The organism is Streptomyces sp. NPDC005963 (genome assembly GCF_040638655.1).
Taxonomy (GTDB): Bacteria; Actinomycetota; Actinomycetes; order Streptomycetales; family Streptomycetaceae; genus Streptomyces.
The window spans coordinates 40,335-65,393 of the sequence record NZ_JBEXVD010000009.1 but is presented as its reverse complement, the minus strand read 5'-3'; the positions used below and the strand labels follow the sequence as shown (position 1 = coordinate 65,393).

Genomic DNA, 25,059 nt, shown 5'->3' with positions numbered 1-25,059 from the left:
GTCCGGCGACGTCCCCTGTGCATCGGAGGCAACCGTGGAGCCGTTCATCGCCCTCGTCGTGGGGCTCGTCCTGGCCCGGGTCATCGGCTGGGCCGGAGTGGACGCGCTCGACAACTGGCAGAACGCGCTCAAGGTCGGCGTGGCGCTGATGTTCCTGCTCACGGCGTTCGCCCACTTCCACCCCAAGCTGCGCCCGGAGATCGTCGAGATGGTTCCCCCAGCGTTGCCGCGGCCGGATCTCCTGGTCACCATCACCGGCGTGCTGGAGTTCGCCGGGGCGATCGGCCTGTTGATCCCCGCCACCTCCACCTGGGCGGCGATCGGCCTGATCCTGCTGATGATCGTGATGTTTCCGGCTAATGTCTCCGCCGCCCGCCGCAAGGTGGCCCAGGGCGGTCCGATCGGACCCCGTACCGTCTTCCAGTTCGTCTACATCGGGGCGGCGGCGCTCACCCTCGTCTGAGCCGTGCCGGACCGGGCGGGGCTATGCCCCGTCGCCTCCCGTGCCGCGGGCCTGGACCAGACCCGATTCATAGGCAGCGATGACCGCCTGGGCCCGGTCACGGACGTTCAGCTTGGCGAACACGCTGGTGATGTGGTTCTTCACGGTCTGGACCCCGATCTGCATGGTCCGGGAGATCTCCCCGTTGTCGAGCCCCGATGCGATCAACCGCAGCACCTCCACCTCCCGCGGGGTGAGTTCGGACAGATCGGTGGAGACGGTCTGTTCGGTGATGAAGGTGGCGATCAACCGGGTCAACATCCGCGGAGCGACGACGGCCTCGCCGATGTCGACGGTGTGCAGGGCGGAGGCCAACTCCTCGGGGGACACGTCCTTGGGGAGGAAGCCCGAAGCGCCCGCCCGCAGGGCGCGGATGACGTACTCGTCGATGTCGAAGGTGCTCAGGGCCAGCACCCGGCACTCGGGCAGTTCCGCGGTCACGCGTTCCGTGGCGCGCACCCCGTCGAGCACGGGCATCCGGATGTCCATCAGGATCACCCGGGGACGCAGTTCATGGGCCGCGGCCACCGCCTGTTCGCCGTCACCGACCTCACCGACGACCTCGATACCGGGTGCGTTGCGCAGGATCAGCGCCAGGCCCCGACGGACCAGGGGTTGGTCATCGGCGATGAGCACGGTGATGGTCCCGGTACGGGCCGCCGACGGGGAGTCGGTGCGGGGGAGGTCCGGGGTGCCTTCGGCGGGGGCGGCCAGTGTCATCGGACCGTCACTCCTCGATCGTCGTGGTGATGGGACAGCGGCACGGTCGCCGCGACCCTGAATCCGCCTTGGTCACGGTGGCCGACGTCCAGCGAGCCGCCGTGCACGGAGACCCGTTCGCGCATTCCCACCAGACCGTATCCCCCGCCCGGCACGCCCTGGGGGCGCTGGCCGCCGGCACCGTCGTCGGTGATCTCCAGGGTGACCCGGTCGGGCAGATAGAGGAGGTGTACGTCGGCACGTGCGGGGCCCGCGTGCTTGCGGACGTTGGTCAGGGCCTCCTGGGCGATCCGGTAGAGGGTGAGCCCGACGGTCGTCGGCAGCGGGTGCGGCTCACCGCTGATGACCAGCCGTGCGGACAACCCGCTGGCCAGGGACTCGCTGATCAGCCCATCGAGATCGGCGACGCCCGGTTGGGGCTGCGAGGGCGCCTCGTCGTAGACATCGTTGCCGCGCAGCACCCCGAGCATCTGCCGCATCTCGCGCAGCGCCGTGCGGGCGGACGCCTCCAGGGTGACGAGGGCCTCCCGGGCGGTCTCCGGGTCCTGGTCCAGATGGGTCCTCGCCCCTCCGGACATCAGATACATGGTGGTGATGTGGTGGGCCACCACATCGTGGAGCTCCCGTGCGATGCGCCGCCGCTCCTGTGCCACCGCGCGTTCGGCGAGGAGTTCCCGATTGAACTCCACCTGTCGGCGCCACTTGCGTACCCACCACCCCAGGATGATCACGAAGAGCAGTCCGAGGCACTCTCCCGCCAGATCCTGCGGGCGCATGTCGTTCCAGAGGCCGCGGAAGACCTGGACCAGTTGGATCACCACGAAGGCCAGCGCCACCGTGCGCGGCGGGCAGAGCCGGGTGATCGCGTACATGGCGAGCAGGGTGGGGACGCCGTTGCCGTGGGCCATGGGGGTCGCCAGGCTCGCGACGGTCTGGAGGGCCAGGATCCCCGCGAGCGCCGCCAGGGGGTGTTGGCGACGGACCAGGAGCGGCAGCGCGGAGAGGACCAACAGGATCACACCGACGGGAGTGATCTGCTTCCCGTGGGCCAGGCTCGTCCCCGTGTAGTCGAGGATCTCCAGCGCGGCGACCAGCAGGACCAGGACGTCATTGCGGAGCCAGAACACCGCAGGCGACATCACCCCGCGTTCGCCGGCGAGCTGCCACCACCGCCGTGGGTCCAGCCGGACACCACGGGCCCGGACGGGGACCGCGGTACGGGGGTCGGGGCCCATCGGGGCGCCTCCTTCACACAGGTGGTACGGGGTACGGGGACGACGACCGGGGCCGTCCGGAACAACTGGTCACCCGGGCTCCCGCACAGCGAGCTGGGGTGGGCCGGGGCGGGCCGGGGCGGATCCTGCCGGGCGCCCGGACCGCTCGATCGTCCCGGCCATCGCATCACATTCCGCCGCGCTCGCCATCCTCACCCGGGACGACGCCCACCCAGGACCAGGGTCCTGGGTCCTGCCAGCACCGGACCCCGGTCCTGGCCGTGCCCCCTTCCCCCGGCCGATGCCCGCACAGGGCCGTTCCTGATGGGCTGTGGAAGGTCCGAAAGGCCCGTGCAGCCAACTTCCGAGAGAAGAAAAATGATTCGCAGTCTGACATCGTTCGCGACGCGTCGTCGGTGGTTGACGATCATCGTCTGGACCCTCCTGGGCGCGGCGCTGACCGTCGTAGGGCAATCCATGATGTTCAGCGCCACCGATTCGCAGGCGGGAGACTTCCTGCCCAAGGGCTACGATTCGGCTGCGGCTCTGAAAATAGCCGAGGACGAGTTCGACGCAAAACCCGACGGGAATGCGGCCACCGTCCTCGTCGCCAGGACCGACGGGAAGAAACTGACCGTCCAGGACCGGAAGAAGATCAGCGAGGTAGCCGCTGAGCTCGGCGAACGAAGGGTCATCGGACCCAAGCCCGAAATGCCGCTGATGAAGGACCACTCCCAGACCCCACGGCTGGGCGTCGGCTCCATGGCCCCCGACGGAACCTTCCAACTGCTCTCGTTCTCGGTCACCGGGAACATGAACGACCCCGGACTCCAGGAGATCTACCGGGAATTCCGTGACACGGCGGAAGAGGAATTCACCGACCAGGGAATGCGCGTCGGATTCACCGGTGGAATCGCCAGCACCGCCGACACCGTGGAGGCGGGGGAATTCCGCGAGAAGATCATCGGCGTTCTGACGATGGGCCTGATCGTCGTCCTGAACGTCCTGGTGTTCCGCAGCGTGCTCGCCGCACTGCTGCCGTTGATCGCGGTGTCGCTGATCGGTGGAGTGGCCGCCGGAGCAGTGGCCGGGTCGGCGGAGCTCTTCGACATCAAACTCGATGCGTCGACGCCGTCCCTGATCACCGTCGTGCTGCTGGGCATCGGCATCGACTACTTCCTCTTCCTGCTCTTCCGGTTCCGCGAGCAGTTGCGCACCCACCCGGAGCAGGACGCCGTGACGGCGGCGGCTGCAACGGCGGGCCGGGTCGGCAACGCCATCCTGTCCGCGGGACTGACGATCGTCGCCGCGTTCGCCACGCTGGGCGTCGCGAGCTTCGGACAGTTCCGGGTCCTCGGCCCGGCGATCGCCATCTCCGTCCTGGTGATGCTGCTGGCGAGCCTCACCCTGATGCCGGCGCTGCTCGCGGTCAGTGGACGGGCGATGTTCTGGCCCTCGAAGGCGTGGAAGAAGGAGCGTCACGGCGGTGTCAGCGCCCGCCTCGGTCTGGAGATCGCCCGACGTCCCGTGCGCTACCTCCTCGGCAGCCTGGCCCTGTTGGGGGTGCTGACGGCCGGTGTCGTCGGGGTGAAGATGAGCTACGACCCGGCCGGACTGCCCGAGACGGACTCGGTCAAGGTGGCCGCGGAGATCTCCCGCAGTCTGCCGGCGGGCGCCACCGACCCGCACACCGTCTACGTCCGCAGTGAGAGCGGCACCCTTCGACAGGACGCGCTGTCCGGTCTCACCGGCTCGCTCGCCGAGGTCGAAGGAGTGGGACAGGTCGCACCACCCACCCTGAACGCCGACCGCACGGCCGCCCGCTTCGATGTGGTCCTGTCCGTCAAGTCGGACACCCAACAGGCACGTGACCTGGTCTCCGGCCCCGTCCGATCCGCCATCGACAAGAACACCCCCGAGAACACCGAAGCGCACATCACCGGGACCGCGGCCGTCTTCGCCGACATCGCGACCGCCGTGGAGAAGGACCTGAAGCTGGTCTTCCCGATCGCAGCCGCCCTGATCGCCCTGATCCTGCTCCTGCTGCTGCGTTCGGTGCTGGCGCCGCTGGTGCTCATGATCGCGGTGGGGCTGGGATTCGCGGCCACGCTCGGTGCGGGCACCCTCGCCTTCCAGCACCTGCTGGACCGACCCGGCATCTCGTTCACCCTGCCGTTGGTGCTGTTCCTCTTCGTCGTCGCCCTCGGAACCGACTACAACATCCTCATCAGCGACCGGATCAGGGAAGAGATGGACAAGCCGGTCCCCGTACGGCACGCCGTGGCCGAGGCGGTGCGCCACACCGCACCCGCGATCGCCACCGCCGGACTGGTGCTCGCCGGATCCTTCGCCAGTCTGGTGGCCAATCCGGCCACCCAGGAGGTCGGATTCGCCACCGCCCTCGGGATCGTGCTGTCGTCGTTCGTGCTGTCGATCGTGTTGGTGCCGGCGGTGGCCGTGCTACTGGGACGTGGACTGTGGTGGCCGCGGCGCCCGGCCCGGACCGTCGGCCGGCACGGCTCGGACCACATCCCGCAGAGCCCGCAGGCCCCGCAGTACACAGCGCCGCAGTACACCGCCCCGCACTACACAGCGCCGGAGTTCTACGACGACCACCCGGTCCACCCGCAGGGCCGCTGACACATCGACGGCCACCGGCCCGGATCGTCCGCTCCTTGACGGGGTGGACGATCCGGGCCGGTGGCACGACACATCACCGGCCGGCGCGGAGTCAGGCGAGCAGCTTCTCCTTCGCCTTCTGGAAGTCCTCGTCGCTGATGACGCCCCTCTCCTTCAGCTCCGCCAACCGGGCGAGGTCGTTCACACTGCTGCCACCGCCGCCGCTCCCACTGGAACCGGCTGCCTCGCGGACGTACGCCTTGAAGGCCGCGTCCCGGTCCTGAGCGGCCTGGAGATCACGCTTGCCCATGGACTTGCCGCGGACGATCAAGTAGATCAGGACCCCTACATAGGGCAGCAGGATGACCAGGACGACCCAGCCGGCCTTGCCCCAACCGTGCAGCTCGTGGTCGCGGAAGATGTCGCCGACGACCTTGAAGAGCAGGAACAGCCACATGATCCAGAGGAAGAACCAGAGCATGGTCCAGAAGAGGTTGAGCAGCGGGTAGTCGTCCACGGTCGGCTCCGTTCACTGGGGACCGCGATGTGCCGCGGGGCGACGCCCGGTGCGACCACAGGGGTGGTGCGCCGGTCCCGGTCCCTGATGTGCGCAGGGGATCGGCCCTGCGGGCGTCGGCGAGCCCCGGTACCGAGCGGCTGCCACTGCTGTGCGGTGGCCGCTCCTCGCCGGGAGTCGTTGGCTTCAGTCAAAGAGGGGCCGGTGGCCGCCGCACCTTCATCTACGCCGTTCGGGTGGCCGCGGTCGCGCCCAGCCCCAAGCCCCGACTGCCCGGCCCCGGCCCCGACTGCCCTGGACCGAGTGCCCGGGGTCGTCAGCTGCGGGCGGAGCTCCCGGTGCGCAGCGCCGTGCCCCTGCGTTCGAACTCCAACAGGTACTCGACGTCCGTCGCCGCCTGTGCACCGAGTTCGCGCTCCAAGAGCCACAGGGCCGCGTCGATGCCCGAGCTGACGCCTCCGGCACAGACGAGATCGCCGTCGTCGACCACTCGGACGTTGCGCACGTCCGCACCCGCTTCCCGGAGATAGGGCTTCGCGCCCTGGTGGGTGGTGCAGGGACGGTCGCCGATCAGACCCGCGGAGTGCAGCACGATCACTCCCGTACACACCCCGACGAGCGTCAGCGAGGGCCGTGCCGCCCGCCGTAGCTCCCGCAGGACAACCCCCTTGTCGATCTCCGCCCACACTCCGGCGCCGTTCCGCCGTCTGAACCCGCCGCCGGGCACGACGATCACATCGGCGGTGCGCGGCTCCCAGGCGCCGGGGACGACCACGTCCGTTCCGAAGGTGCACGTGATGCGGGCCGGTCGGCCGCTGGTGACCAGTCGGACGCTGACGGGGTGGCCCATGGCCTTGGCGCCGGCGAACACCTCCAACGGCCCGAAGAGGTCGAGCTCCTCCACCCCGTCGAACGCCAGGACATGCACCCGCAACGGACGTTCGGCGCTCCACCGCGGCGCGGTGTCCTGGGCGGCTGCGTCCGTCGAACCCAGCGCGACTCCCGCGCCGGCACCGGCCGCCGCGGCCAAGGCGCCTCTTCGATTGATCGATGCCATGGTCAAGACCTCCGTCGGTCGGTTGGGGCAGCACCGTCTTCCTGCGCAGAGTGGGTCGTGCGCGGGGTGGCGGAAGTTCCCGTGGACGGGGTTATGAACGGGCGGGGTCATGAACGGACGCGAACGGTCGGCGAGTGCGGCCCGGTGGACTCAGAAGGTGTCGTTCCGGCGCAGAGCGCGGACGTAGCGCCCGGGAGTCTCTCCGTACTCCTTCGCGAACGCCGCAACGAACGCCGACGGGCTGGCATAACCGACCCGGTGGGCGACGGTGGTGACCGCTTCGACACCCAGGAGGACCCGGGCCGTTCGCAGCCGGAGGCGGGTGCGCCAATGGGTGTAGGGCATTCCGAACTCGCGCAGGAAATCGCGCTGGAGGGTCTTGGCACTGATGTGGAGCCGTGCCGCCCACTCGTCGAGTGGGGTGTCGTCGCTGGGGTCGTGCGAGAGCGCCCGGGCGACGGCCAGTGCGTGACCGTGCCCGGCGGGACCTGGGGACGGGGCCGCCCCGACACCACCCGGCGGTGGACCGACAGGCGGTGGACCGACACCGCCCGACCGACGACCGACACGGACCGCGTTCGCTGTGACGTCGAAGGCCGAGGGCCGCAAGGCGGTCATCAAATGCTCCCGGGCGCGCAGCGCCTCTTCCTCCTCACATCCCGGGCCACCCAGCATCTCGATGAGGCGCGCCACGTCGCGGTCGACCTCGACCGGGCCGATCCGCAGGTCACCCAGCGCCTCGGGGGTCTGGCGCAGACAGATCCGATAGACGGTCTGCCGATCTGCCGCGCGCACCTCGTGGTTGACGGCCCGCTCCGACCAGAACCCCTCCTGCGGGCCGACGAAGCGACTGTGTCTGCCGTAGACGGTCGACAGCATTCCGTCGGGCGACCAGTAGAGCTGGTGGAGGAAGTCCTGTCGGTTGGCGCCGAACTCCAGTGCCCCTGCCGAGCGGTAGCGGAATACGAGGATGCCGGAGGGGCGGCCGAGCCCGTATCCGTACTCCTCACAGCTGGCCGGAGCCGGTCGGATGTGTCCTGTGGCCGACATGAACTGTCCTGTCGTCGACATCGAAACGAAATCAGGTAAGGCTAGCCTAAGCGAGTCGCCTGCAGGTTCCGGGGTGGCGTACTGGCTGTGCACCCCGAAGGAACGCGCTCATGTCCTCTCGTCCCTCACTCCGTCTCTCCGGAGCTCTGACGCTCACCACCGCCCTGTTGGTCGGTTGCGGCTCGTCCGGCTCCGACTCGTCCTCCACGGCGGAGGAGACCCGGGTCTACGCGGCGGACAACGGCAAGATCAAGATCCCGGTCAAGCCCGAGCGGGTCGTCGCCACAGGCTATGCGGTGCCCGTACTGATCGAGGCGAAGGCCTCCCTGGTCGGCATCTCCACCTGGGACCGGGGCCTGGCGATGATGGCGAAGGACGACCTCGCCACCTACAACAAGTTGAAGAAGGTCGCGGGCGCCATGGCCGCGGAGACGAACTACGAGGCCATCGCCTCCGTCAAGCCGGACCTCATCGTCATCGGCGTGCCCAAGCCGGTACTCGCGGACATCGACCTCAAGCGGCTGGAGACCATCGCACCCGTCGTCGCGATCGGCCCCACCGTGCCCTCCGCCTGGCGGGAACTCTCCGAACGGCAGTCGGACGCCGCCGGTCGCCTCGACGACTTCGAGAAGGGTCGCAAGACCTATGAGAAGAAGGCGTCCGAACTGACCGCCAAGTACGCCACTGCGTTGAACGGGGTCGAGTTCGGCCACGTCGGCGGCTACGGGGACATCGCCAAGGGCACCTTTCAGCGGGAGTTCGGCTCGTCCTGGGGCACCAACATCGCCCAGGACATCGGGGTGAAGTACCCCGGCGAAGTGGCCCAGAAGGGCGGCGGCGCACTCGACGTCACCGAGTTCCCGTCCATCGAGAAGCTGCCCCAGAGCCTCGGCACCGCGGATGCCATCACCTACTCCGTGGAGGACGACGGATCGGTCAGCGAGGCGGTGCAGTACGTGCTGGACTCCAAGCTGTGGAAGAACCTGCCCGCGGTCAAGGCAGGCAAGGTCTACCCGCTCAAGTACACCGAGGCAGCCACCTACACCTCGGCCGTGAAGACCCTGGACGCCGTCGACGAGGCGCTCGCGCCGCTGCTCAAGCCATGAGCGGAGCACATCGGCACCACCGTCATGAACCGCAGGGCCGCCAGGACCCCGCCGGCCGGGTCGCCGCCCACCACCGGGAGGGCCACGGCATCGTCCGGATCGGCTATCCGATCGGCATCCGTACCCTCGAAGTGCTCCGCAAGGAGCAGTTGAACCCACACATGCTGCGGCTGACCATCGGCGGACCGGCACTCGACGGCTTCCACAGCCATCAGGCCGACGACCACGTCAAGATCGTCTTTCCCGATGCGGACGGCACGCTCCGACTGCCCACCGCCACTGCGGAACTGGCCCTCGACTGGCCGCGCCCCCTGCCCACCACCCGCAAGTACACCGTCCGACGCTACGCAGCCGACACCCGCGAACTGGACCTCGACTTCGTGGTCCACGCCGGCGGCATCGCCTCCGAATGGGCACGGGCCGCCCGCCCGGGCGACCCGGTGGCCATCGCCGGCCCACCCGGCGCCAAGGCGTTCTCGCACGCGTGCGACCACTACGTCTTCGCGATCGACGCCACCGCACTGCCCGCAGCCGCACGCTGGTTGGAGGAGTCGCCACACGACGTCTCCGCGGATCTGGTGATCGAAACGAGCCACCCCGAAGAGCACGCCTATCCGCTCGCCCACCGCGATGGGGTACGCATCACGCGCCTGGTGCGCGAGGACGACCGGTCCCGTCTCGCGGCGACCGTCACCGCCCTGGCCCTCCCCGACCTGAGCCCCTCGGCTCCCGTCCTCCCCACTCCGGCCCTCCCCGACCCGGCCCTCCCCGACCCGGCCCTCCCCGACCCGGCCGGAGCGCGAGTCTTCCTGTTCGCCGCGGGTGAGGCGGAGGACATCAAACCCCTGCGCGCCTGGGCCAAGGGCCGGCTGGACGCCCTGTTCACGGGGTACTGGAAGCGCGGAGTCGCCGGCCTTGAGGACTGATCCCGCCCCTGCCCACCAGACTGCTCAGACCCCCACCCGGGGAACTGAGCAGTCTTCGGCGTCCCGGTCCGAGCGCGCCCCGGGGACCGGTCCCGCCAAGGCGCTGTTCCTCGTCGCCGCTGTCGTCCTGCTGCTGGTCGTCGCGTGCGCCAGCGTCGGCATCGGCGCACAGACGATCGCACCCGCCGACATCTGGCGCGCCTTCACCGACTACACCGGCGCCGACCACCAGTTGATCGTCCGGGACATCCGAGTGCCCCGGACCGTCCTCGGCATCGGCGCCGGAGCCGCCCTCGCCGTCGCGGGCGCCCTGATGCAGACCCTGACCCGCAACCCCCTCGCCGAACCCGGCATCCTCGGCGTCACCGCGGGCGCGGGCTTCGCCATCACCCTGGGTACGGTCCTCGGCATCGCACGGTCCCAGTCGGCACAGTTGGCACTGGCACTCCTCGGGGCCCTGCTCGCCGCACTCGCGGTCCACTCCGTGGGACGCACCTCGCCGCTGCGGCTGGTCCTCGCCGGCATCGCCCTCAGTTCCGTACTCGCCGGCGTCTCACTCGGGCTGCGGCTGATGCTCCCCGACGTCTTCGACCACTACCGGTTCTGGGCCGTCGGTTCGCTGGCCGGCCGGGAACAACTGCCGATCGCCCTGCCGATGCTCACCATCGCCGCCGCACTCATCGCGGCGATGGCCCTCACCAAGGCCCTCGACGCCCTGTCCCTGGGGGAGGACGTCGCCCATGCACTCGGCATCCACGTCACGCGCTCCCGCATCGCGGTCCTCGCCGTGATCACCGTGCTCGCCGGTGCCGCCACGGCGGTGGCCGGGCCGATCGCCTTCCTGGGCCTGATGGTTCCGCACGTCGCCCGTCGGCTGTCCGGCGCCTCAGTGCCCTGGCTGATCGCGTACTCCCTCGTACTCGGCCCGGTGCTGCTCCTGGTCTCCGACATCGCCGCCCGGGTGGTGCTGACCACCGGCGAAGTGCCCGTGGCCATCATTACCGCCTTCCTCGGCGCCCCGGTCCTCATCTGGACCGTCCGCCGCCACGGGGCGATGACCCCGTGAACCTGCTCAAGCAAGAGGCTTCCACGCCGCCCAGCGCCTTCCGCCCGGAACGTCGTACGGTCCTGGGCTGCGCGGCCCTCCTCATCGCCCTGCTGGTGCTCGCCGTCGCCGGCCTGTGCCGCGGCGACACCTGGAACACACCGGTGGACGCACTCGCCGCGCTCCTCGGACAAGGCGAGTCCGTCGTCGTCGTACAGGAATGGCGCCTGCCCCGCGTCACCGCGGGCGCCGTCTTCGGCGCCCTGCTGGGCTGCGCGGGCGCCGTCTTCCAGAACCTCACCCGCAATGCGCTCGGCAGCCCCGACGTCATCGGTCTCGACGCCGGCGCCTACACCGGCGCCCTCGTCGCGCTCACCGTGCTCACCGGCACCTCCGCACAACTCGCCGTCGGTTCGGTCATCGGCGGACTGCTCGCCGCCGCGATCATCCTGCTGCTCTCGGTGCGCTCCGGAATCAACGGAATCCGGCTCATCGTCATCGGCATCGCCGTGAACGCCATGCTCACCGCATTCAACTCCTGGATCGTGCTCCGCGCCGAACTCGACGTGGCCTTTGCTGCCGCCGGCTGGAGCGCCGGCTCACTCAACGGCATCGGCTGGGACGACCTCGCCCTCCCGCTGTGCGTCGCCGTGGCACTCGCGGCCCTGCTCATCGGGGCGGCCCGCGCCATGCACCAGACCGCGCTCGGCGATGAACTCGCCATCACCTCCGGTGTCGACCTGGGCAGACACCGACTGCTGACCATCGCCGCCGGCGTGGGATGCACCGCCATCGTGACGGCCGTCGCCGGGCCGATCGCCTTCATCGCGCTCGCCGCACCCCAGATCGGTCGCCGCCTCACCGCAGCGCCCGGCGTTCCACTGCTGCCGTCCGCCCTGACCGGAGCGGTCCTCCTGCTGGGAGCCGACCTGATCGCCCAGACCCTCATCGCCCCCGTTGCACTCCCGGTCGGAGTGGTGACGACCGCGATCGGCGGGCTCTATCTGCTCTGGCTGCTCATCAAGGAAGTCAACCGACCGTGACCTCACGACCGACCTCACGACCGACCTCACGACCGACTCCGCGGCTGACCGCACAGGACCTCACCCTGGCCTACGGCGACCGGACCGTCGCCACCCAACTCACGCTCACCGTCCCCGACGGCGCGTTCACCGCGATCGTCGGCGCCAACGCCTCGGGCAAGTCGACCCTGCTGCGCGCCTTCGTCCGACTCCTTAAGCCCACCGCGGGAACGGTCTCCTTTGACGGCCGTGACATCGCCGCCTACAAACCCAAGGCGATCGCCCAGCAGATCGGCTTCCTCCCCCAGGAACTCACCGCCCCGGACAACCTCCTGGTGCGCCAACTCGTCGCCCGTGGCCGCTTCCCGCACCGCTCCGTCCTCGCGGTCGGCACGGCCGACGATGAACGCGCCGTACGGGAGGCCATGGCAGCGGCCGGCGTCACCGAACTGGCGAACCGCCCGGTCGCCGAGCTCTCCGGCGGTCAGCGCCAACGCGTGTGGGTGGCGATGGTGCTGGCGCAGGAAACCCCGTATCTGCTCCTGGACGAACCGACGACCTTCCTCGACCTGGCCCACCAGTACCAACTGCTGTCCCTGCTCGCACAACTCCGGGACGCGGGGCGGACGGTGATAACGGTGCTCCACGACATCAACCAGGCATGTCGGTTCGCCGACCACCTGGTGGCGATGAAGGAGGGCCGGGTCTTCGCTGAGGGCCCGCCGTCCGACATCGTCGACGCCTCCCTGGTCGAAGCGGTCCTCGGACTGCCCAACGTCGTCGTCCCCGACCCGGTGACCGGCACCCCGATGGTGGTTCCCGTCACCTGACGGCGGTCCCCGGGGCCATCGCGCAGCGTCGCTGCGGCGGAAAGCTCGGATAGCTCCCGGTGGGTATCGCCTGGCGTTGACAGCCGTTGCCCGCCCCACCCGGGCACGTGCCGCACGTCGTGGTGTCCGGCTCGCCCCTCTTCGGGCAGCGGTGCTCAGCGAACCCGGCCGTGCGGTGCGTCCGGTGGTGCTCAGCGAGCCCTGTCGTGCGGTGCGGCTGCGGCGCGGCGGAACTCCGCGTTGATGCGCTGGGCCTCTTCGAGCTGGTCCTCAAGGATGACGATGCGACAAGCAGCCTCGACCGGGGTGCCCTGGTCGACGAGTTCCCGGGCGCGGGCCGCGATGCGCAGCTGATAGCGGGAGTAACGGCGGTGACCGCCCTCGGAGCGGAGCGGGGTGATCAGACGGGCCTCTCCGATGGCGCGCAGGAAACCCGGGGTGGTGCCGAGCAGTTCGGCTGCCCGACCCATCGTGTAGGCGGGGTAGTCATCGTCGTCCAGCCGTCCGCCGAGCGAATCATCCGCTGTCATCTGCACCTCTTCTGGGGAACGCGTCGAGGGGCCCTGGTGCCGTGCGGCACCAAGGGCCCCGAAGGAAATTGAACACCATCCGTCGGCCTCAGTGCTGCGCCGACCTTCTGTTTCCGCGGTCTCGCCGTAGGAGAGGGCGAGTGTGCGGGGATCGTGAATGCCTGACCGGGGACCACCTTCCGTTCCTGGGCCGTGCGTACCCGAGCCTCATATTCCTGGCCCGAGCGATCCTGATGGCGTCTGGTTCCTCCGTTCTTCCTCTGGGCGATCCGTGTGGTTCACGGGTGCCCTGCACCGGTGGTGGGTCCTGCTGTGGCGGCCCCTGAAAACTGCGGGCCACCTGGTACGGCCGTCAGTCCCGTCGCCGTTCGACATCGAGCTTGGCTTCGGAACTCCACCGCCGCACCAATCTGCGACTCTCTGCACCGCTGCCCGGCAGTTCATCTCTGCCGGGCTCTTCGACCTTGGCTACGAGAGAAACCATAGTCATGCGAACACCCAATGTCTACTCTCGCCAAAGTAGATTTTCTCGGTCTGGGCGGTGAGGGAATGCGACTCGAACGGTGGAGGTGTCAGGGCGCCGACGCTGTGGGGGAGCCCCCGTACGCCATGTCCCCGCCGCTCCGGGACATCGACGGCGACATGCGAAGAGGGCCCGACCAGTGCACTGGTCGGGCCCTCTTCGCTGTTCTGCGTGTTCTGCCGTGCTTTCCCCGCAGCTCAGACGGCCACGGGAGTGCCGAGCATCGCGGACGCCCGCTGGAGCGAGGTGAAGCCGCGCGGCGGTGTGGCGGTGGCCTGGGGAAGGCCGCGGCAGGTGAAGCCGAGGAGCGTCATCGCCCGGACCACTTCGGCCGAGCTGAAGTCACGGCGGTCCTGGCGGGTGATGACCTGGCCCACCTGCTTGACGGGGTACTGACGGCGACCGATGATCACGAACTCGCCGACGACCGGCTCGGGCTTGACGGACTTCATCGAAGCCAGCACCCCACTCTTGGTCAAGTCGAACGGGAATCGGGCGATGACGCAGCGCATGATGCCTCGCAAGTCAGAAGAGGGGGATGTCCACCGCGGTCGCGGCGGATCGGCAGGGAGGACACGACCTAGGCCGCGGCCCGGAAGGTGGACTGGCGCGCGGCAGCGCGTCCGCCGGCCGAGCCGCCGCGGCGACGCCGGCCCCGCGGGGTTCCTGCGTCACGCCGGGGCCGTTCGACCACGGGGGCGGTGATGACGACCGGCACGCCCGAAGGGGTCCGAGCGCCGGTGATGCGGTTCAGGGCCTCGTCGCCGGGGCGCACCTGAGTGGTCTGCGGACGGATGCCGGCGTCCGCCATCAGACGGACCATGGCCCGCCGCTGGTTCGGGCTGACCAGGGTGACGACGCTGCCCGACTCGCCCGCCCGGGCGGTGCGACCGCCGCGGTGGAGGTAGTCCTTGTGGTCGGTGGGCGGGTCCACGTTCACGACGAGCCCCAGATCGTCCACGTGGATGCCGCGCGCCGCCACGTTGGTCGCCACCAGCACGGTCACGTGCCCCGTCTTGAACTGCGTCAAGGTGCGGGTGCGCTGCGGCTGGGACTTGCCGCCGTGCAGGGCGGCAGCCCGTACCCCGCTCTTGAGCAGGTGCTCGGTGAGCCGGTTCACGGCGTGCTTGGTGTCCAGGAACATGATCACCCGCCCGTCGCGAGCGGCGATCTCGGTCGCGGCCTGCTGCTTGTCCGCGCCGTGGACGTGGAGCACGTGGTGTTCCATCGTGGTGACCGCGCCTGCGGACGGGTCGACGGAGTGGACCACCGGATCGGTCAGATAGCGCTGCACCAGCAGATCGACATTGCGGTCCAGCGTGGCGGAGAACAACATCCGCTGCCCCGTGGGACGCACCTGGTCCAGCAGCGCGGTGACCTGCGGCATGAACCCCATGTCGGCCATCTGGTCGGCCTCGTCCAGGACCGTGATGGCGACCTGGTCCAAACGGCACTCGCCGCGGTCGATGAGGTCCTTCAAACGGCCGGGCGTGGCCACGACGACCTCGGCCCCGCCGCGCAGTGCACTGGCCTGCCGACCGATCGGCATCCCGCCCACCACCGTGGCCAGTCGCAGCCTCACCGCCCTGGCGTACGGGGTGAGGGCATCGCTGACCTGCTGCGCCAGTTCGCGTGTCGGCACCAGGATCAGGGCCAGCGGCTGACGGGGCTCTGCGCGCTGTCCGGCCGTACGGGCCAGGAGGGCGAGGCCGAAGGCGAGCGTTTTGCCGGAACCGGTTCGTCCGCGTCCGAGGACGTCCCGACCCGCGAGGGTGTTCGGCAGGGTGGCGCCCTGGATCGGGAACGGCACGGTCACGCCTTCGGCGCTCAACGCGGCCAACAGCTGTCCGGGCATGTCGAGCTCGGCGAACGCCTCGACGGGAGGCAGGGCGGGTGTGACGGTGACCGGGAGGGCGAACTCCTGCTTCACCGCGGCGGGTCGACGGCCGGAACCACCCGAACGGCCGGGGCCGCCGGAGCGGTTCGGAGCACCGGAGCGACTCTGAGTACCGGAACGGCTGGGAGCGCCGGAGCGACTTCCGCCCCTTCCCGATCCGGAACCGTTGGTGCGAGTACGGGCGGCGGATCGGTCGTTCGTGCGTGTGCGGTTCATGCGGAACCTTCCTCGATGCGGCACGTATCAAGGAATTCCCGCAGCAATGAGCGGCGCGGAGAATCGCAAGAATGAGCCGAATGAAATACGAAAGCGGACCCGGTCGGAAAATGGCTGCTCGCGGGATGGACATAAATGTCTCGGAAGCCGCGTGGAGAAGCGGCCATGCATCGACCGTGGTGGTCCTGCCGGACTCGGGTCCGGGGCGCGGGCGGAGCATCCGCCCAGAAAAGGGGAGCCGGCTGAATCCCCGCCGGGAAGAAGTTCACGGCGTACGGGGAGCGGCTGCGCCCTGAAATGCGCGTAGCTGGGGCCCGCACCCCAAGGATGCGGGCCCCAGCTACGAAGTGCTTGTCAACGTCAGGCGGGAACGATGTTCTCGGCCGTCGGGCCCTTCTGGCCCTGTGCGATGTCGAACGTCACCTTCTGGCCTTCGAGCAGCTCGCGGAAGCCCTGGGCGGCGATGTTCGAGTAGTGGGCGAACACATCGGGGCCGCCACCTTCCTGCTCGATGAAGCCGAAGCCCTTTTCCGCATTGAACCACTTCACGGTACCAGCAGCCATTTTTATCTCCTTCTGGGGCAGTTCGCCGAAGCCAGCACCGTGCGGGCTTCGCGTCGCCGCGATGATTGCCCCATCCGGAAATGACCGGAGACAAAAAGCACTCCCACCGTCACTGAGTTCGAGTGAGGGTGCTTGAGATTTTGGGAACCACAACTGCAACTGAGATCGACAGTAGCATGGCAACATCGGCAATGCACGGCTGATAATTTCGTGCTGCCTTTTGTGTGAGGTACTCTCACCGCGCCTCGCATTAATTTCTCATCCCGCCGTCATAGATATTGGCCCGCCCGGGGCGAAGTGTTTCTACGGCGGGACCCGGTTCCCACGGCGGGACCCGGTTCCTCTGACACGATCTGCGGATGCTCCACGACACGAGCTGCTCGACCGACCGTGGCGCACCGGACGGCCGATCGACGCCGCCGGCTCATCCGTTCAGGAACTCCGCACATCGGAAGGGCCCCAGCTTGGCGCCCTCCTCGGGCCGCAGGGTGACCTCGACGTCGTCGAACATGACCTCCGGTTCCAGCACGGACTGGGCGCGTGCCAGGGTGCACACCAACTGTCCGGTGCCCTGGTCGCGCCCGGACTGTCCATAGGGGCCCGCCAGGTGCAGTGTGACGCGCGTACCCTCCCCGGTCACCGTGTAGCCGCCGATCTCGAAGACCGAGGTGAGCCCGTCCCGCTGCTCGGTGGGCGACGGCCCCAGGGCGAGCAGTTTGATCACCGACGCGAGGTCCTTGATCTCCTTGTCGATCAGGGACACCCCGCGCAAACCGCTGTTGGACGCGAAGTACAGCCGTGCCCCGCTCGTCAGCCCGGAAGCGGGCTCGCCCGCATCCACCACACCGGTCGGCTGGACACCGCACCCCAGCAGGCCGATTCCCAGCGCCGCGACCACGCACCCTCGCCGGATCCTCACTCCACGTCCTCCCCGGAACGTCGCAGGGGCAGCCGCAGGGTGAACACCGCACCGCGCCGAGGTCCGTCCGCCACTTCGATGGTGCCGCCGTGCAGCCGTGCGTTCTCCAGGGCGATCGCCGTACCGAGTCCGCTGCCCTGTCCACTGTCGTCGGCCGCACTGCGTGTGCGGGCCGCATCCGCCTTGTAGAACCGCTCGAAGACCCGCTCCCGGGCTTCCGGTGGCAGCCCGGGGCCCTGATCGGCGACCTCCAGCACCACCCAATCCGTGCCCGAACCGTCCCCCGTCGGGTGCGTCGGGTGCGTCGGGTCCGCTCGGTCCGTCCTGAGCGTCACCGTCACCGGCGGAGCCCCGTGCCGCAGCGCGTTGCCCACCAGATTGGCGACGATCACATCGATGCGGCGCCGGTCGACCACCGCCCGGACGCCTTCGTCGAGGTGCGCCCGTACCCGGTCCGTCCAGCCGCGCAGCGCCAGTGACGCCCGTACGGTGTCCGCGAGGTCGGTTTCCGCCGCGTTCAGCCGTACCGCCTTGGCGTCGAAGCGGGAGATCTCCATCAGGTCCTCGACGAGCCGCGACAGCCGCGCCGTCTCGGCGCCGACGGTACGGGCCGCCCGTGCCGCGTCCGGCGGCAGTTGGTCGGCGTCCTCCTCCAGGACCGTCGCCACCATCGTCATCGCCGCCAGTGGCGTGCGCAGTTCATGGGAGACGTCCGCCACGAAACGGCGCGCCTTCGCCTCCTGTTCGCGCAGTTCCGCGTCGGAAGCCTGAAGTGCATCGGCGGTCTCGTTGAACGTCCGTGCCAGCTCGGCGAGTTCGTCGTGCCCGCGCACGGTGACCCGGCTGCCGAGGTCCCCGGCCGCGAGCTCACGGGTGGCCCGGCCCAGTTTCCGTACCGGGCGCAGAACCGTTCCCGCGGCCAGCAGCGCCAGGACGGCCGCCAGCCCCACCACCGGCACGATGCCCGCGCGCACGGAATCCAGCAGGGCTGCGGTGTCCTCGTGCTCGGCCCGTAGATCCGTGATCGCGTAGACCTCCAGACCAGAGATGCGCTGCTGCCCGTCGTCGTGGATCGTCACCGGCATCCCGACGGCCAGATAGGGCGCGCCCCGCCACATCACGCGCTGGAACCCGGCGCCCTTCCCGGCCCGTACGGACGCGCGCAACTCACTGCTGATCCGGCCCTCCGTATCCGCGAGCGAATCGGAGACCGCAACCAGGTCCCGATGCCGGGCGACCACGATGCGGGCGCCGATGCCGTTCGACACCTTCTCCGCGAACCGGGTCAGCGACTCCTGGTCGGGCGGTACGTCGAAGTCGGGGGCGACCGCGGTGATCTGCTTGCGGAGGTCGTCCACCGCGGTGTTCTGGGTGCGTTGCAGTACGGCCGTGCGGGCGTCCCGGTAGGCGAGGGCGGTCGCGGTCACCGCACTGATGAGGGCGACGACGACGAAGGTGACGACGAGCCGGACCCGCAGCCCGCCGACGAACCGCCAGGGCCGACGCCTCCGCCCACCCGGGCCGTTCGGTTTCACAACGGCCCGAAGCGGTAGCCGAAGCCCCGCACGGTCTGTATGTACCGCGGCTTCGCCGGTACGTCCTCGATCTTCGCCCGCAACCGTCCGACAGCCGCGTCCACCAACCGGGAATCCCCCAGGAAGGTGTGGTCCCAGACGGATTCGAGGAGCTGCTCACGGCTGAACACCCGACCGGCGGACGCCGAAAGCTCCAGCAACAGCCGCAACTCGGTGGGCGGCAGCGGGATCGGATTGCCCTTCTTGGTGACGGTCAACCCCGCGCGGTCGATCACCAGCCCCGCACGGTCGGCGTCCGGGTGCGCGGCCGGCCCGGATGGCTCCGCGCGCCGCAGCGCGGCCCGGATGCGCGCCTCCAGAACGGTCGCGGTGACCGGTTTGACCACATAGTCGTCCGCGCCCACCTCCAGCCCCGTCACGATGTCGTGGTCGTCGCCGCGGGCGGTCAGCATGATGATCGGCAGCGTCGTGGTCCTGGACCGGATGTGGCGGCACACCTCGAAGCCGTCCATGCCGGGCAGCATCAGGTCCAACACGGCCAGCTCGATCCTCCCTCCGTCCGGGCCGTCCAACAGGGCGAGGGCTTCCTCCCCGGTGGCCGCGGTGTCGATGCCGTACCCGTGCCGGCGCAGCACGAGCTCCATTCCGTCCCGTACGGACGCGTCGTCCTCGATGAGCAACACATGCGGCATGGGGTCGATTATGGGCACCGAAACCACTGCTCCGCTGCCCCGGCAGGGGGCGGATGTGCAGGTCGGGGGCATTGTTACGTTCCCATCATGTGGCCATGGAAAAGCCATCACGTGGGGTGGCGATGGTTGCGGACATGATCCAGAAGACGACCTTCCGTACCACTGCCCGGCTGCGCCTGACCGCGCTCGTCGCGGTCCCCGTCCTCGCGTTCTCGATGGCCTGCTCCGGCGGTGACGAAGGCGGCGGTGCGAAGAGCCATGGCATCGCCGAGGTACCGGACACCGCGGCGCCCTCACAGCCCGACCCGGCCCTGACCAAACCCGCCGCCCCGGCCCAGGGCAAGAGCGCCTTCTACGACGCCCAGATGACATACGTCCAGTGCATGCGGGCCAAGGGCGGCTACCCCGACTTCCCCGACCCCAAGCTCAGCGGCCACTTCGACTGGGCGAAGATCAACGAGATCGGCTCCCAACCCGGCCGCAACGAGGGCATCAAGGGCGGCAAGAACGGCGTCTGCGCCGACGAGCTCATGGCCGCCATGGACGCCATGCCCAAGATCAACCAGCAGAAGGCGTACGAGTCGATGCTCGCGCACGCCCAGTGCATGCGCGACAACGGCGTCTCCAAGTTCACCAACCCGACCATGAGCGCCGGCAACGCCCAGCCGGGCGGCCAGCCGAACCCGCTGGAGCGGGCCTTCGACGAGGAGTCGCCGACGTACAAGCAGGCCCGCAAGGCGTGCGAGTCGAAGTTGCTCGACGGTCTGGACGGGATGCAGTGAAGCGCCGCACCACCCTTCTCGCGCTCGGTGCGATGACCGTCGTCGGCGCCGTCGTCGGTGGTGTCCTGTACCTGGGCAATGGCGCCGATGCGGGCGCATCCGCCAAGCGCGGCGACCTGCCGCCCGGCACCACGACCGTCGTACGCACCGATCTCGTGCAGTCCAAGACCGTCGACGGAAAGCTCGACTTCGCACAGCGCCGTACGGTCAAGTCCGCCGTCGAGGGCACGGTCACCGTGGCCGCTTCCGAAGGGAAGACGCTCACCCTGGGGCAGGCGCTGTACGAACTCAACGACAAGCCCGTCACCCTCCTGTACGGGCCCGTCCCGATGTTCCGCGAGATGAAGGCGGGCGACCGGGGCAGCGACGTGCTCCAACTGGAGCGCAACCTCCGCGACCTGGGATACGGAGCGAAGCTGTACGTCGACGTCCGCTACGACAAGGACACCGAAGCCGCCGTCAAACAGTGGCAGAAGTCCCTGAACCGCGAAATGACCGGCCGGGTCGGCAAGGGCGACGTCGTCTTCCAACCCGGCCGGGTCAAGGTGGCGTCCGCGGATGCGGCGCTCGCCGACCAGGTCGCCCCGGGCGAACCGGTCCTGACGGTCGCCTCCACCAAACCGGTCATCCGGGCCCAGCTGGACCAGAAGGACGGCGCGCTGACCAGGAGCGGCACCAAGGTCGAAGTCACCCTGCCCAGCGGGAAGACGGCGACAGGCAAGGTCGCCGGGACCGTACGCCCCGAGGAGACCGGGGCCGAGGGGCAGGAGGCCCCCGCCGACGGGATCATCGTCGAAGTCGTTCTGGACGGCGGGGCGGGCGCCGCGTCCGGGGAGGACGCCAAGGCATCGGCGAGCGTGAAGTTCGTCAGCGAGGCCCGCAGGGGAGTGCTCGCGGTCCCCGTCGAAGCGGTCGTCGCCCTCCGCGGCGAGAACGGAGGGTACGGCCTCCAGATCGTCGACGGCACCACCTCCCGGATGGTGCGGGTCGAAGCGGGCATGACCGCTGACGGGCAGATCGAAGTATCGGGCCCGGACGTGCGCGAGGGCATGAAGGTCGGAGTGGCGACGTCATGACGACCACAGCGGACACGGTGATCGAACTCCGGGACGCCACCAAGTCGTACCCGGGCGGCGTCCACGCCCTGCGCAAGGTGAACCTCACCGTCCGGGCGGGCGAACTCGTCGCCGTCGTGGGCCCCTCGGGCTCCGGCAAGTCCACGATGCTCAACGTCATGGGCACCCTCGACCGGCCCACCACGGGCACCGTCCGCGTCGCCGGCTACGAGGTGTCCGAGCTCTCCGACTCCCGACTCTCCGCACTGCGCGCCCGCCACATCGGCTTCGTCTTCCAACACTTCCACCTGGCAGCGGGCCGCGACGCGGTGGACAACGTCGCCGACGGACTGCTGTACGCGGGCGTACCGCGCAAGGAACGACGCGCACGAGCCCGAGAAGCGCTCACCAAGGTACGACTGGACCACCGCTCCTCGCACAGGCCCCATGAACTCTCCGGCGGCGAGAAACAGCGCGTGGCCATCGCCCGCGCCCTGGTGGGAGACCCTCGACTGCTGCTGGCCGACGAACCGACGGGGGCGCTGGACACGGCGTCCGGCGAGATCGTCATGGAACTGCTCCACGAGTTGAACGCAGCCGGCACCACCATCTGCGTGATCACCCACGACCACGAGATCGCCGACTCACTGCCGCGCCGGGTGCGCTTCAAGGACGGCGAGATCGTCTCTGACTCGCGCTCCACCCACCCCGGGGAAGGCGCCCGCTCATGAAGCACCACCTCAAGCCCTCCCGTCTCTCCCTGCGCGACGTCCTCGGCGTCGGAGCGGTCGGCCTGCGCGCCCGGCGTGCCCGCGTGGTGCTCTCCGCACTCGGCATCGCCATCGGCATCGCGACCATGGTCGCGGTCGTCGGCCTCTCCGAGTCGAGCCGCGCCGATCTGATGGCCCAACTCGACCGGCTCGGCACCAACCTCCTCACCGCGGAGGCCGGCGAGGACCTGGAGGGGAACCGGATCAAACTCCCCAAGAGCGCGGTCGCCATGGTCGAACGCGTCGGCCCCGTGCTGCACGCCACCGCCGCAGCCGACATCGACGCCCGGATCCGCCGCAGCGACCTGGTTCCCCAGGAGCGCAGCGCCGGGGTCATCGCCCAGGCGGTTCACCTCGACCTCCTGACCACCCTCGGCGGCGAGGTCGACCAGGGCAGCTGGCTGACCCCGGCCGGCGAACGCCTCCCGACGACGGTCCTCGGCTCGGTCGCGGCACAACGCCTCGGCGTCAATCGCACCGGCGAGACGATCATGATGAACAACACGCGCGTGGTCGTGGTGGGCATCCTCAGACCGCTCGAACTCGTCCCCACCCTGGACCGGGTCGCGATGGTCGGATTCCCCGCCGCCGAACAGCACTTCGGCTTCGACGGCCATCCCACCACCGTGTTCGAGCGCTCCACGGACGCCGCGGTGGAGGACGTGTGGGCGATCCTGCCCCGCACCATCAGCCCCGGCAACGAAGCGGGCGTCAAGGTCTCCCGCCCCTCGGACGCCCTCGCGGCAAAGGCCGCCACCAACGAGGGCCTGACGACCCTGATGCTCGGCCTGGGCGCGGTGGCCCTCCTGGTCGGTGGAGTGGGAGTCGCCAACACCATGGTCATCTCCGTGCTGGAACGCCGTCAGGAGATCGGCCTGCGACGTGCGTTGGGGGCGACCCGCCATGCGATCCGACTCCAGTTCCTCACCGAGTCGCTGCTGCTCTCGGGCCTGGGCGGCATCACGGGCGCCCTCCTGGGCACGGCGACGACGTACGGCTTCGCCCACGCCCAGGACTGGACAGCGGTGGTCCCGCCCTGGTCCCTCGCGGGCGGTCTCGCAGCCACCCTCCTGATCGGCGTGCTCGCGGGCCTCTACCCGGCGATCCGCGCCTCACGGCTCCACCCGACGGTGGCGTTGAACGGGACGTGAGGCGCGGCTGTGATTGGCCACGGCCACGCCTTAGAGGGGTCCTCGATGCATACGGTCTTGGGTTGAGGGTGGTCCCTCGTGGTCAATGGGGTTCGCCGTGTGTGATGGGCAGAGAGGCGTCGACACGGTGGTGGACCGTCTCCGACTGTTCGGCGGGGTCACCAGGATGCGTAGTCCTCGATCAGTCGACTGATGACCCGGTGCAGGATGTTGGCGCGTCCTCGGTCGTCGGGTTGCTCTCGCAGAGCGCGTTCGGTGGTTCTGAGGCGGAGCCAGGCGTCGGGTTCCTTGTCCATGACGTCCTCGACGAGTGGTGAAGAGACCAGATCCAGGCAGTCGGCCAGCAGTGTTCGGGTGGTGGGGGACGGCGGCTCGTTCTCGGGTTCCGCGAAGCCGTCGGTCAGGTATCTCGCGGGATCGGTGAGGCTCCAGCCAGCGACTGTGCCCCCTTGGACGAGGAGGCACACATAAGGGGCGATCTCGATCCGCGCGTCCGGTGTCGTGGCGAGGAGGGTGGTGTCCCGGAAGGAACGCAGCTCGTCGGTGCCGGTTGTGTAGGAGAAGACCGAGGCTTGGGTCAGGTCGAAATCCCCGGGAGGGTCCGCGCGCAGCCCGCTCCGCAGGGGCGTTGGCCAGTCACGCGTGTGGCGCAGGGCTCCCGCGGGGGCGGATACGGGGGGCACGAAGAAGGTGGCGCTGCACAACTCTTGGCTGTCGTGATCGAAACGGAAGTGTTCGCTCTCCGACGCCAACCACTGCATGCTGCCGAAGGTGTGTGGCAGCTGCCTCTCGCGCTCGGCAGGACTCCCATAGCCCGCGACGATGACCTGAAGGCCGAAGAAGTCGAAACGGGGAGAGAAGGCCAACGGGTGCCCCGCTGTTTCGACAGTCGAGCCCGCACTGACTGAGATCCGCACTATGGAAGCCTCTCAACGAATCTGTTTGGCCGGTGGCATTGTGCCGCCCCGGCTACTCGGAATCTCTCCGTTCACGATGGCGTCGTGGGTCACTGGGGCTCCAGGCTCGTCGGCTGATCCACCGAGTGCCCTGGCTCCACTTTCGCCCTTGACCCCACTTGGCCCCAAGCCACACCTACCCCGGAGGCATACCAGTCGCGACCTGAGCACAGCGTTCCTGCCAGTACGCCTGCTCCTTGATGCCCATGTCGTCCAGCGAATCTCCTGCACGCATCAGAAGGACCAGCCCCACGGTGATCACGCCTTCCAGGAGTCCCCTCAGGGGCTGATTGTTCGATCCCTCGTACTTAGCGGCAAGTGTGCTGATGAAATCAAGGAAAAGTCGGTGATCGATACTGCATTCGTCATCGATGATTTCCCCGATTCCGGCTTCCATCGCGTAGGCGCGGGCGGCAATCCTGGCATGGCCGATGAAGATCCCGGCTACCCGGTTGGAGGGGTTCCATACATCCCGACCCGAGATGGAGAGATAGCAACTCATTCGGCCCACCTTGTTCTCGCATCGACTCCAGACTCTGCGGCCTTGTCTGGACGGCGTTTTCAGCTGCGCTCTGAAATCGGAGGTAGCGTCGAGGGTGAAGTCCATCCCAATCGGAGAGTGGCGTCGGCATCCGTGCGGTGAGGTTCCCAGAGCTGATGCGACTGGGACACATCAGCGCCACGGGGTTGGGTTTTATGTCGAGACGGTCTTGGCGGCTTGCCGGGAAGAACCTGCTACCAACTACGCATGGCTGCCAGTGCTGCTGCCTCCGGATCACGATTCTCCAGGGCAGCACTCACTACGCTTCGAAGTAGCTGGCTGACAGTGGTGAAAATGATTTCGGAAGAGCCTGTCGGGTC

25 protein-coding genes are annotated in these 25,059 nt (G+C 69.0%); 11 read left to right on the top strand and 14 right to left on the bottom strand.

The window, feature by feature from the left end; genetic code table 11:
• Positions 1-34: 34 nt before the first annotated feature.
• Entirely contained in the window at positions 35-463 is a 429-nt protein-coding gene (locus ABZ348_RS15235; RefSeq protein WP_358933087.1) for a DoxX family protein, read from the top strand.
• A gap of 21 nt (positions 464-484) precedes the next feature.
• Here the strand turns inward: ABZ348_RS15235 and ABZ348_RS15230 are convergent, their stop codons facing one another.
• Positions 485-1,222 (bottom strand): response regulator transcription factor, encoded by a 738-nt coding sequence (locus tag ABZ348_RS15230; RefSeq protein ID WP_358933085.1) that lies wholly within the window; start codon positions 1,220-1,222, stop codon positions 485-487.
• Positions 1,219-2,457 carry a sensor histidine kinase gene (locus tag ABZ348_RS15225; protein WP_358933083.1) on the bottom strand — a complete coding sequence of 413 codons (1,239 nt, stop codon included), beginning with the start codon at positions 2,455-2,457 and terminating at the stop codon, positions 1,219-1,221. The genes ABZ348_RS15230 and ABZ348_RS15225 overlap by 4 nt, the downstream gene beginning before the upstream one ends.
• 357 nt (positions 2,458-2,814) lie before the next feature.
• Here ABZ348_RS15225 and ABZ348_RS15220 point away from each other — a divergent pair, with 357 nt between their 5' ends.
• Complete coding sequence (locus ABZ348_RS15220) at positions 2,815-5,076, top strand: MMPL family transporter (RefSeq protein WP_358933081.1); 2,262 nt, start codon at positions 2,815-2,817, stop codon at positions 5,074-5,076.
• A 91-nt stretch (positions 5,077-5,167) separates the two neighbouring features.
• Here the strand turns inward: ABZ348_RS15220 and ABZ348_RS15215 are convergent, their stop codons facing one another.
• The 3 genes from ABZ348_RS15215 to ABZ348_RS15205 form a co-directional block, all read right to left on the bottom strand.
• A complete protein-coding gene (locus ABZ348_RS15215) occupies positions 5,168-5,572 on the bottom strand; it encodes an SHOCT domain-containing protein (protein ID WP_358933080.1) in 405 nt (134 codons plus the stop codon).
• A gap of 316 nt (positions 5,573-5,888) precedes the next feature.
• Positions 5,889-6,629 (bottom strand): DJ-1/PfpI family protein, encoded by a 741-nt coding sequence (locus tag ABZ348_RS15210; RefSeq protein WP_358933078.1) that lies wholly within the window; start codon positions 6,627-6,629, stop codon positions 5,889-5,891.
• A gap of 150 nt (positions 6,630-6,779) precedes the next feature.
• Positions 6,780-7,679 (bottom strand): AraC family transcriptional regulator, encoded by a 900-nt coding sequence (locus ABZ348_RS15205; protein ID WP_358933076.1) that lies wholly within the window; start codon positions 7,677-7,679, stop codon positions 6,780-6,782.
• 110 nt (positions 7,680-7,789) lie between these two features.
• Here ABZ348_RS15205 and ABZ348_RS15200 point away from each other — a divergent pair, with 110 nt between their 5' ends.
• From ABZ348_RS15200 to ABZ348_RS15180, 5 genes are all read left to right on the top strand, one after another.
• On the top strand, positions 7,790-8,785 hold the full coding sequence (locus ABZ348_RS15200; RefSeq protein ID WP_358933074.1) for an ABC transporter substrate-binding protein: 996 nt from the start codon (positions 7,790-7,792) through the stop codon (positions 8,783-8,785).
• On the top strand, positions 8,782-9,711 hold the full coding sequence (locus ABZ348_RS15195) for a siderophore-interacting protein (RefSeq protein WP_358933072.1): 930 nt from the start codon (positions 8,782-8,784) through the stop codon (positions 9,709-9,711). Before ABZ348_RS15200 ends, ABZ348_RS15195 begins: the two co-directional genes overlap by 4 nt.
• 103 nt (positions 9,712-9,814) lie before the next feature.
• Entirely contained in the window at positions 9,815-10,777 is a 963-nt protein-coding gene (locus tag ABZ348_RS15190; RefSeq protein ID WP_358933334.1) for an iron chelate uptake ABC transporter family permease subunit, read from the top strand.
• A 62-nt stretch (positions 10,778-10,839) separates the two neighbouring features.
• The gene (locus ABZ348_RS15185; protein ID WP_358933332.1) at positions 10,840-11,799 is read left to right on the top strand and encodes an iron chelate uptake ABC transporter family permease subunit; all 960 of its coding nucleotides are present in this window, start codon (positions 10,840-10,842) and stop codon (positions 11,797-11,799) included.
• On the top strand, positions 11,796-12,608 hold the full coding sequence (locus ABZ348_RS15180; protein ID WP_358933070.1) for an ABC transporter ATP-binding protein: 813 nt from the start codon (positions 11,796-11,798) through the stop codon (positions 12,606-12,608). The genes ABZ348_RS15185 and ABZ348_RS15180 overlap by 4 nt, the downstream gene beginning before the upstream one ends.
• A 191-nt stretch (positions 12,609-12,799) precedes the next feature.
• On the opposite strand, the gene ABZ348_RS15175 is transcribed toward ABZ348_RS15180, so the two are convergent.
• The 7 genes from ABZ348_RS15175 to ABZ348_RS15145 form a co-directional block, all read right to left on the bottom strand.
• Positions 12,800-13,138 carry a MerR family transcriptional regulator gene (locus ABZ348_RS15175; RefSeq protein ID WP_358933068.1) on the bottom strand — a complete coding sequence of 113 codons (339 nt, stop codon included), beginning with the start codon at positions 13,136-13,138 and terminating at the stop codon, positions 12,800-12,802.
• A gap of 720 nt (positions 13,139-13,858) precedes the next feature.
• The gene (locus tag ABZ348_RS15170) at positions 13,859-14,173 is read right to left on the bottom strand and encodes an SCO5918 family protein (protein ID WP_358933066.1); all 315 of its coding nucleotides are present in this window, start codon (positions 14,171-14,173) and stop codon (positions 13,859-13,861) included.
• A gap of 68 nt (positions 14,174-14,241) precedes the next feature.
• Entirely contained in the window at positions 14,242-15,774 is a 1,533-nt protein-coding gene (locus ABZ348_RS15165; RefSeq protein ID WP_358933064.1) for a DEAD/DEAH box helicase, read from the bottom strand.
• Positions 15,775-16,134: 360 nt separating this feature from the next.
• Positions 16,135-16,338, bottom strand: a complete 204-nt coding sequence (locus ABZ348_RS15160; protein ID WP_008743748.1) for a cold-shock protein — start codon at positions 16,336-16,338, stop codon at positions 16,135-16,137.
• 424 nt (positions 16,339-16,762) lie between these two features.
• A complete protein-coding gene (locus tag ABZ348_RS15155) occupies positions 16,763-17,257 on the bottom strand; it encodes a hypothetical protein (RefSeq protein ID WP_358933062.1) in 495 nt (164 codons plus the stop codon).
• Positions 17,254-18,792, bottom strand: coding sequence for a HAMP domain-containing sensor histidine kinase (locus ABZ348_RS15150; RefSeq protein ID WP_358933060.1), 1,539 nt, complete (start codon positions 18,790-18,792; stop codon positions 17,254-17,256). The genes ABZ348_RS15155 and ABZ348_RS15150 overlap by 4 nt, the downstream gene beginning before the upstream one ends.
• A complete protein-coding gene (locus tag ABZ348_RS15145) occupies positions 18,789-19,484 on the bottom strand; it encodes a response regulator transcription factor (RefSeq protein WP_358933059.1) in 696 nt (231 codons plus the stop codon). Before ABZ348_RS15145 ends, ABZ348_RS15150 begins: the two co-directional genes overlap by 4 nt.
• A gap of 134 nt (positions 19,485-19,618) precedes the next feature.
• Between ABZ348_RS15145 and ABZ348_RS15140 the strand changes: the two genes are divergently transcribed.
• From ABZ348_RS15140 to ABZ348_RS15125, 4 genes are read left to right on the top strand one after another with little or no spacing between them, the layout of a single operon-like run.
• Positions 19,619-20,266 (top strand): hypothetical protein, encoded by a 648-nt coding sequence (locus ABZ348_RS15140; protein ID WP_358933331.1) that lies wholly within the window; start codon positions 19,619-19,621, stop codon positions 20,264-20,266.
• Positions 20,263-21,342 (top strand): peptidoglycan-binding domain-containing protein, encoded by a 1,080-nt coding sequence (locus ABZ348_RS15135; protein ID WP_358933057.1) that lies wholly within the window; start codon positions 20,263-20,265, stop codon positions 21,340-21,342. The genes ABZ348_RS15140 and ABZ348_RS15135 overlap by 4 nt, the downstream gene beginning before the upstream one ends.
• Positions 21,339-22,052 carry an ABC transporter ATP-binding protein gene (locus tag ABZ348_RS15130; RefSeq protein WP_358933055.1) on the top strand — a complete coding sequence of 238 codons (714 nt, stop codon included), beginning with the start codon at positions 21,339-21,341 and terminating at the stop codon, positions 22,050-22,052. The genes ABZ348_RS15135 and ABZ348_RS15130 overlap by 4 nt, the downstream gene beginning before the upstream one ends.
• A complete protein-coding gene (locus ABZ348_RS15125; RefSeq protein ID WP_358933053.1) occupies positions 22,049-23,242 on the top strand; it encodes an ABC transporter permease in 1,194 nt (397 codons plus the stop codon). The genes ABZ348_RS15130 and ABZ348_RS15125 overlap by 4 nt, the downstream gene beginning before the upstream one ends.
• A 158-nt stretch (positions 23,243-23,400) precedes the next feature.
• Here ABZ348_RS15125 and ABZ348_RS15120 read toward each other — a convergent pair whose 3' ends face one another.
• Complete coding sequence (locus ABZ348_RS15120; protein ID WP_358933051.1) at positions 23,401-24,159, bottom strand: hypothetical protein; 759 nt, start codon at positions 24,157-24,159, stop codon at positions 23,401-23,403.
• A 175-nt stretch (positions 24,160-24,334) separates the two neighbouring features.
• On the bottom strand, positions 24,335-24,700 hold the full coding sequence (locus tag ABZ348_RS15115; RefSeq protein ID WP_358933049.1) for a DUF6086 family protein: 366 nt from the start codon (positions 24,698-24,700) through the stop codon (positions 24,335-24,337).
• Positions 24,701-25,059: the final 359 nt, after the last annotated feature.